We start from the raw sequence: 7,326 nt of genomic DNA on the forward strand, positions 1-7,326 counted from the left end.
ATGCACGGCACGCGCGAATACAATTTTGACGGCCTGGTCGGCCCCTCGCACAACTATGCGGGACTCTCGTTCGGCAATGTCGCCTCGTTCAGCAACGTCAAAAGCGCCTCGAACCCGAAGCAGGCCGCCTTGCAGGGCCTGGCCAAGATGCGCGCGCTGGCCGCGCGCGGTTTTGCGCAAGCGCTGTTGCCGCCACAGGACCGGCCCAACTTCCGCTTGCTGCGCTCGATAGGGTTCACCGGCACCGACGCCGAGGTGCTGGCGCGCGCCTACAAGGAATCGCCGGTGATCCTGGCCTGCGCCTATTCCGCCTCGCCCATGTGGACGGCGAATGCGGCCACCGTCAGCCCGTCGGCCGACACCCAGGATCGCCGCGTGCACTTTACGGCCGCCAACCTGAACAACAAGCTGCACCGCGCCTTCGAGCATGGTCAGTCGGCGCGCAGCCTGCGCGCCATCTTCGGCGATGAAAAACACTTTGCCGTGCATGACGCGTTGCCATCGACGCCGGCGTTTGGCGACGAGGGCGCGGCCAACCACACGCGCCTGGGCGCCTCGCACGGCGCGCCGTCGGTGGAGCTGTTCGTGTATGGCCGGGTGGAGTTCGATCCGTCCGCCCCCTCGCCAAAGCGCTATCCCGCGCGCCAGACGCTGGAAGCGTCGCAGGCCGTGGCGCGACTGCATGGCCTGGACGCGAAACGCACGGTCTATGTGCAGCAGAATCCGGACGTGATCGACCAGGGCGTGTTCCACAACGACGTGATCGCGGTCGGCAACGGCAATGTGCTGTTCTACCACGAGCAGGCGTTTGCCGATGAAGAAGGCAGCCTGTCGCAGCTGCGCCGCGCAGTGGCGGACGCCGGCGCGCAGCTGGCGGCGGTGCGGGTCGACACGGGGCAGGTACCGATCCAGGACGCTGTGACCAGCTACCTGTTCAACAGCCAGCTCTTGAGCAAAGAAGACGGCAGGATGGCGCTGGTGATCCCGCAGGAATGCCAGGAAAACAAGGCCGTCTCGCGCTACCTGGAAGGCCTGGTGGCCAGTGAGGCGCCGATCGACGAGCTGATTCATTTCGACCTGCGCCAGAGCATGCGCAATGGCGGCGGGCCTGCCTGCCTGCGCTTGCGCGTGGCCTTGACGGCATCGGAGGCGCGCGCCATGCACCAGGGTGTGATCATGACGGAAGCGCTGTACCATAGGCTGGTGGCCTGGGTGGAAAAGCACTACCGCGACCATCTTGAACCGTCCGACCTGGCCGACCCGCAGCTGGCGCTGGAAGTGCATGCGGCGCTTGAAGAACTGACGGTCATCCTCAACTTACCGGGATTGTACGATTTGTAGGAACTGCACTATCGGCAATACCCAATGACAGAATTGGACGGGCCAACCCCGCCCTTTGACAGCACGGCCGGCCAGCCACAAGCCCGCATGGCCGCGCTGCACACACACTACCGACATGGAGATGCAAGATGAACCACACGCCACAAGATTTGCGCACGCAAACGCTGCAACTGGTGCAGGCCAGCGCGGCCAGCAAGCCCGTCACCGAACTGGTACAAGCCTGGCTCGATTCGCTCGACGCGGAAGACCTGGCCGATATCGCGCCCGCCAGCCTGGCGCCGGTCCTCGTCGACGGCTTCACGCAGGCGGCCACCCGCAGCGGCGACGGCTGCCAGATCGCCACCCTGCGCTACGCCGATGGCCGTGGCGGCATGGCGAGCGCCTTGCTGATCCTGAACCAGGACATGCCTTACCTGGTCGACTCCATCGTGATGGCCATGCGGCGCCAGCACCTGGCCGTGCGCGGCGTGATGAATACCGTGCTGCCGGTGCGCCGCGCCGGTGACGGCAGCGTGGAAGCGGTGCGCCAGCCGGGCGACCCGCTCGAGTCCTATGTGCTGGTGCTGCTGGACGAAGAGCTGGCGCCGGACGCGCAAGCCGCGCTGGTGGCCGCCATCGACATGGTGGCGCGCGACGCTGCCGTGGTGCGCCGCGACAGCGCCGCCATGGACGAGCGCCTGGCGGCGGTGGCCGCCGGCACCCAGGGCGAAGAAGGCCCGGAAGTGGCCGCCTTCCTGGAGTGGGCGCGCAGCGGTGGTTTTGAAGTCTTCGGTTATGGCTATTATCGCGTCAAGCCCGGCGTGCGCGAACTGGAGCGCGACCTGCCGAGCCGCATCGGCGTGCTGCAGGACACCACGCATCCCATTTACGACACCAGCCTGGCGAATATTCCCGGCGACTTCGACACCCTGGCCAAGCGTGACTCGGCCCTGTCCATCGTCAAGGCCGACGTGGCCGGCACCTTGCACCGCGACCAGCAGCTCGATTTCATCGGCGTGCGCGACACCGACGCGCAAGGCGCCATCCTCGGCGAACACTGTTTTGTCGGCCTGTTTACGCGCGCCGGCAATTCCACCCCGCTGGCGGCGCTGCCGTTTGCGCGCGGCCGCGTGGCCAAGGTGTTGAGCCTGGCCGGCGTGCGCCAGCAAGGCTTCCGCGCCGAGAAATTCCGTGAAATCCTCGAGTCCTTGCCGCGCACCGAAGCGCTGGAAGCGGACCTGGACTGGCTGGTGCAAGTGTGCGGCGCCGTCGTCTCGCTGTACAAGCAGCCGCGCACCAAGGTCTTCGCGCGCCGCGACGTGTATGCGCGCCACCTGAACGTGCTGGTCTACCTGCCGCGCGAGCGCTACAGCGCCAGCGTGGCCAGCGCCCTGGCCAAAGCCCTGAAGACCAGTTCCGGCGCCACCCATGTCAGCATGCAGACGCTGGTGGCCGACGGCCCGCTGGCGCGCGTCTACCTGATCGCCCATGCGGCGCGTTATCCGCTCGACCTGGAAACCGATATCGAACAGCCTTTGTTGGGCGTGCTCGATGGCTGGCACAACGGCTTTGCGGCCGTCGCCGACGCCGTGCCCGATGTCGCCTTGCGGGCCAGCCTGCGCAAGCTGTGCGCCACCCTGCCGCTCGACTACGTGGCCGCCACCGCGCCGGCCGTCGCCTACCGCGACCTCGACACCATTCTGCGCAATACCGATGCGGCCAATGTGGCCGTGCGCATCGAGTCCGGCCCTGTCACCACCATCCGCCTGTATTCGGCCAACCGCGTGCCGTCGCTGTCGACCATCCTGCCGGCGCTGCATAACGCCGGCGTGGCGATCGACCGCGAGCAGGCCTATTCGATCTTCTCGCCCGAAGGCACGCGCTATTTCGTCACCAGCCTGACGGTCGACGCCGACAGCGCCGCCAAACTGGCGCAGCCGGACGTGGCGCAGGTGGCCGAAGAACTGTTCGCGGCCCTGTTCAACGACACGGCCGAAGACGGCCGCCTGAACGGCCTGGTGATCGAAGGCGGGCTGTCGACGCGCGAAGTGCAACTGGTGCGCGCCTACACCAGCTACTGGCGCCAGACGGGCAGCCGCTTCTCGGTGCGCTATATCGCCGAAAGCCTGCGCCGCCAGCCGGCCCTGGTCAAAGCCCTGGTCGACGCCTTTTTGCAGCGCTTCGACCCATCGCTGTCCGATGAACAGCACGCCGCCGCACTGGAAACCATCGTCGGCATCAAGGCCGGCCTGGCGTCGGTCAACCATGCCGATACCGAGGAAATCCTGGCCGCGCTGGCCGACCTGATGGCGGCCACCCTGCGCACCAGCTACTTCCAGAACAATCAACAGGGCGACAAGATCATCTTCAAGTTCGACACCAGCAGCCTGGCGCTGGTGCCGGAACCGCGTCCGTACCGCGAAATCTTTGTCTTCTCGCGCCGTTTCGAAGGTGTGCACCTGCGCGGCGGCCCGGTCGCCCGTGGCGGCCTGCGCTGGTCCGACCGCATGGAAGATTACCGCACCGAAGTGCTGGGCCTGGTCAAGGCCCAGATGGTGAAGAATGCCGTCATCGTGCCGGCCGGCGCCAAGGGCGGTTTTGTCTGCAAGCAGATGCCGAAAGACGCCGTGCGCGAAACCATCGCCGCCGAAGGCGAAGCCGTCTACCGCCTGTTCATCGCCAGCCTGCTGGAAGTGACGGACAACCGCTCGCTGGGCAATATCGTGCCGCCGGTCGATACCGTCTGCTTCGACGAAGCCGATCCTTACCTGGTGGTGGCCGCCGACAAGGGCACGGCCACCTTCTCGGACATCGCCAACGGCATCGCCGTGCAGCGCGGTTTCTGGCTCGGCGACGCGTTTGCCTCGGGCGGTTCGAACGGCTACGACCACAAGAAACTGGGCATCACCGCCAAGGGCGCGTTCGAAGCCGTGAAGCGCCATTTCTATGAAATGGACCACGACCTGAACACCACCCCGATCACCATGGTCGGCGTGGGCGACATGTCGGGCGACGTGTTCGGCAACGGCGTGCTGCTGTCGCGCCAGCTGAAACTGGTGGCGGCCTTCGATCACCGCCATATCTTCCTCGATCCGACGCCGGACGTCGCCGTGTCGTTTGAAGAGCGCGCCCGCATGTTCGCGCTGCCGCGCTCGTCGTGGGAAGACTACAACAAGGAGCTGATCTCCGAGGGTGGTGGCGTGTACCCGCGCAGCGCGCGCGGCATCGAACTGTCGCCGCAGATCCGCGCCGCGCTCGATATCGCGGAGACGTCCCTGCCGCCGGAAGAACTGATGCACCGCATATTGAAAGCGCCGGTGGACCTGTTCTACAACGGCGGCATCGGCACCTATATCAAGGCCTCGACCGAAACCCATGCGCAAGTCAAAGACCGCGCCAATGACAATATCCGCGTCAACGGCAATGAGCTGCGCGTGAAAGTGGTGGCCGAGGGCGGTAACCTTGGCGCCACGCAAACGGGCCGCATCGAATTCGCGCTGGCCGGTGGCCGCATCTTTACCGATGCGATCGACAATTCCGCCGGCGTCGACTGCTCGGACCATGAAGTGAATGTGAAGATCTGGCTGGACGTCGAAGTCAACGCCGGCAAGCTGACGGAAGCGGAGCGCAACCGCGAGCTGTATGCGATGACGGACGATGTCGAACGCCTGGTCCTGCGCGACAACACGCAGCAGACGCATTTGCTGGTGCGCGAATTGCAGGCGCAAAGCGAAGGCGCGGTGCAGGATGGTTACGCCGCCCTGATCGCCAGCCTGGAAGAAGAGGGCGCCCTGTCGCGCGACCTGGAGCAGCTGCCGACGGTGGCCGAACTGGCGCGCCGCAAGCAGGACGGCCGTGGCCTCACCACGCCGGAGCTGGCGGTGGTGATCGCGAATGTAAAAAACCGCTACAAGCGCATCCTGGCCACCCTGCCATTGACGGACGAGAGCTGGGCCGAGCCGGTCCTGAAACCGTATTTCCCGTCGCTGCTGGTGGCAACGCGCTCCGCGCTCGACCATCCGCTGGCCAACGCCATCCTGGCCACCGTGCTGGCCAATGAAGTGGTCAACCGCTGCGGCCCGCTGATGCTGCGCGAACTGGCAAGCGAACATGGCGTGGAAGAAGCGGCCGTGATCCTGGCCTGGGGCCAGGCCCTGGTGGCCCTGAACCTGGCGCCGGTGTTCGACGCGCTCGATGCGGACGCCTTGACGATTCCGCGCGAAGTGTCGATCAAGGTCGATGCGCAAACGCGTGCGCTGCAAAAAACCATGATCGCCGGCGTGCTGTCGGTGCCGGGCGACCAATTGCGCGGCGCCGGCCTGGCCGAGCTGACCGGTTTGTTTGGCGCGCAATCGAAGCGCGAACTGCTGCAAGCCGTCGGCATCAAGTCGGAAGCGGCGCTGGTGCCCGGCTTGACGCCGGCCTTTGTGCAGGCCTGGGATGCGGTCGACGCGCTGGACGTGGTGGCGGGCTTCCTGTTCCCTGCCTTGTCGGTGCCGCGCCCTGCGGCGATGGACCTGGCGGCGTTCCTGCAAGTGGGCCTGGCCCTGCGCAGCCAGGCCGGCATCGATACGCTCGAGCGCGGCCTGAAGCTGGCGGCGCAAGGCAAGTCGCAGGAACAGTTGCGCAGCTATGCGCAGCAAGCCCTGCGCCGCACGCAACAGCGCTTGCTGACGCAGGTGCTGGCGCGCGCCGAGCAAGGTGAAGGCAATGCCGTCGATGCGGTGACGAGCGCGCTGGGCCTGTCGGCCTATGTGGCGGCGACGGAACTGGAACAAGCCATGCTGGACGTCTGGACTTTGTCCGAGACGGTCAACAAGGGCGTGCCGGCGGAAGCGGCGGCCTGATGACGGCGGACGCGACACAATCTGGCGGCTTGCCGCCGGCCGTGCAGGCGCTGGCGCAGGCGGACTTCGGCGCTGTTGCGCAGCTGTTCGCCGATGCCGGCTTTGCCGTGGCGCTACCGGCGCCCGGCATGCTGCAGGTGAAGTCCCATTCTGCGGATCTCAATCGTCCCAGCGTGGTGCTGTCGGTCGGCGTGCATGGCGACGAGACGGGGCCGATCGAAGTGCTGGCGCACCTGCTCGACGCGCTGTCGCGCGACGTGTCGACGCAACCCCATGCCCTGGCGGTCGACCTGCTGGTGTGCGTCGGCAATGTCGACGCCATCCGCGCCGGCAAGCGCTTTATCGATGCGGACCTGAACCGCATGTTCCGTCCCGTGCGCGGCAGTCTGGCGCAAGCGGCGGAAAGCGCGCGCGCCGATGACATGATCGCGGCAACCAGCGCGTTCTTCGGCGATGCGGGGCCAGTGCGCTGGCATCTGGACCTGCATACCGCGATCCGCCCGTCCTTCTACCCGACCTTTGCCATCGTGCCGGACCTGGTGGAAGAGGGCGCCAAGGCGGCGCTGATAGCGTGGCTGGGCCAGGCGGCGATCGGCGCCATCATCATGAATCCGCAATCGGCCGGCACCTACAGCTATTACTCGGCCGAGCATTGCGGCGCCGCCGCCAGCACGGTGGAACTGGGCCGCGTGGGCACCCTGGGCCAGAATGATTTATCGCTGTTCGACGACGTGGCGCAGGCGCTCGATGGCCTGTTGCGCGGCTTGCCGCAGCAAGCCGTCAAGGCGGCGCCGCATGTGTTCAAGGTGGCGCAGGAAATCATCAAGCACAGCGACGAGTTCCGCATGGCGTTCGACCGCGGCACGCACAATTTCACGTCCCTGCCGCAGCATGCCGTGATCGCCAGCGATGGCGACACGGTCTACACGGTACAACATGCGGAAGAGCTGGTGGTGTTTCCGAATCCCGATGTGCGCGTGGGACTGCGGGCCGGGCTGATGGTGGTGCGCGTGGCCTGATTGTTTACTGATGCACAAGCCAATGGCGCCAGCACGGGGTTACCTGCCTGGCGCCATTTTTTAGGTTCTTCGCGGGGAATGGGGGAAGACGGGGTTGACGATCTGAGCGGGAGGTGGCGGCGGTGGCCTGATGTTGGTAG

3 protein-coding genes are annotated in these 7,326 nt (G+C 66.3%); all 3 read left to right on the top strand.

From position 1 onward, the window contains the following. The 3 genes from astB to ACP7B7_RS26030 all read left to right on the top strand — a co-directional run bounded on the left by astB (position 1) and on the right by ACP7B7_RS26030 (position 7,186). On the top strand, positions 1–1,341 hold the full coding sequence (gene astB, locus ACP7B7_RS26020) for an N-succinylarginine dihydrolase (RefSeq protein WP_426078609.1): 1,341 nt from the start codon (positions 1–3) through the stop codon (positions 1,339–1,341). A 128-nt stretch (positions 1,342–1,469) separates the two neighbouring features. Next, complete coding sequence (locus tag ACP7B7_RS26025; RefSeq protein ID WP_426078610.1) at positions 1,470–6,167, top strand: NAD-glutamate dehydrogenase domain-containing protein; 4,698 nt, start codon at positions 1,470–1,472, stop codon at positions 6,165–6,167. After that, the gene (locus ACP7B7_RS26030) at positions 6,167–7,186 is read left to right on the top strand and encodes a succinylglutamate desuccinylase (RefSeq protein WP_426078611.1); all 1,020 of its coding nucleotides are present in this window, start codon (positions 6,167–6,169) and stop codon (positions 7,184–7,186) included. Before ACP7B7_RS26025 ends, ACP7B7_RS26030 begins: the two co-directional genes overlap by 1 nt. Positions 7,187–7,326 lie beyond the last annotated feature (140 nt).

Source organism: Janthinobacterium sp. PSPC3-1 (assembly GCF_049896105.1).
In the GTDB taxonomy this organism is placed as follows: domain Bacteria; phylum Pseudomonadota; class Gammaproteobacteria; order Burkholderiales; family Burkholderiaceae_D; genus Janthinobacterium.

Coding starts and splice junctions, on each gene's coding strand:
- astB (WP_426078609.1), top strand. CDS start 1: ATGCACGGCACGCGCGAATACAATTTTGACGGCCTGGTCGGCCCCTCG.
- ACP7B7_RS26030 (WP_426078611.1), top strand. CDS start 6,167: ATGACGGCGGACGCGACACAATCTGGCGGCTTGCCGCCGGCCGTGCAG.
- ACP7B7_RS26025 (WP_426078610.1), top strand. CDS start 1,470: ATGAACCACACGCCACAAGATTTGCGCACGCAAACGCTGCAACTGGTG.